Consider the following 1061-nt stretch of genomic DNA (forward strand, 5'->3'; position numbering starts at 1 on the left):
CCCTGCGCGTCCAGCACATAGATCTGGCTGTTCACCAGCGGCTGCCCGATCGGCAGCACACCCGGTGCTTCCTGCGGCAGCACGGCATGGGTGCAGATACCCACGGTGGTTTCGGTTGGGCCGTAATGGTTGATGATCCGACACTGGGGACGCAAAGCCCGGATCTGCGCCACCCGCTCCGGCTCCAGCGCCGATCCGCCCAGTACCAGGCAGTGACGCGGCAGCACCCGCTCCGGGCGCTCCACCGACAACAGCGCCTGCAGGTGCGTGGGCACGATCTTCAGGCAATCCACCGGCGCACGTTCCAGCTCGCTGGCCAGGGCCTCGGCATCCAACGCCAGTGCCGACGGCAGCAACCGCAGGGTGCGGCCGGTGCACAGCGCCACCAGCAATGCGGTATGTCCCAGGTCCGCACCGATGGTGGCCAGCGACAGCAGCTCCGCATCGGCCGGCAGATCCAGGCGCGCAGCCACGCCGCGCACGTAGTTGTGGACCGCGCGGTGGCTTACCGCCACCCCTTTCGGCGTACCGGTCGACCCGGAGGTGTAGATCAGGTAAGCCAGCTGATCGACATCGACGGTGTCGGCGATCGCGGTGGCGGGATGCCCAGCCACGGCCGCATGGACCTCGGGCTGGTCCAGCAGCAGCCGGGGGCCCGCGAAGCTGCCCAGCGCCGCCGCATGCGGCGTGTCGGTCAGTGCCAGCGCGCAGTCCGCATCGGCCAGGATCTGGGCGAGGCGCTGCGGATGAACGTCCGGATCAAGCGGAACATACACTGCCCCGGCCTTGAGTACCGCCAGCAGCGCCACGATCCACGCCGGATCCCGATCCAGGCACACCGCAACGCGATCTTCCGCGCCCACGCCTGCATCACGAAGATGACGCGCCAGCCGGTTGGCGGCCTGCTCCAGCTGCAGTGCACTCCAGCGCTCGCCCGCGCCGGCATGCAGCGCGGTGGCCGCCGGCCGTGCCTGCGCGCAGGCCGAAAACAGCGCGTGCACGGTCTGCGCTGCGACAGTGTCGGTCGTCTGCCCGCGCCGCAACCAGGCCTGCGTATGCGC

1 protein-coding gene is annotated in these 1061 nt (G+C 69.9%); it reads right to left on the minus strand.

Annotation, left to right across the window (positions count from 1 at the left end; genetic code table 11):
* Positions 1–1061: AMP-binding protein (locus tag ACIGII_RS19535; RefSeq protein ID WP_399641359.1), on the minus strand; the 1061-nt coding region annotated here is incomplete at both ends.

The sequence above is a fragment of the Stenotrophomonas sp. NPDC077420 genome (assembly GCF_044543385.1).
In the GTDB taxonomy this organism is placed as follows: Bacteria; Pseudomonadota; Gammaproteobacteria; order Xanthomonadales; family Xanthomonadaceae; genus Stenotrophomonas.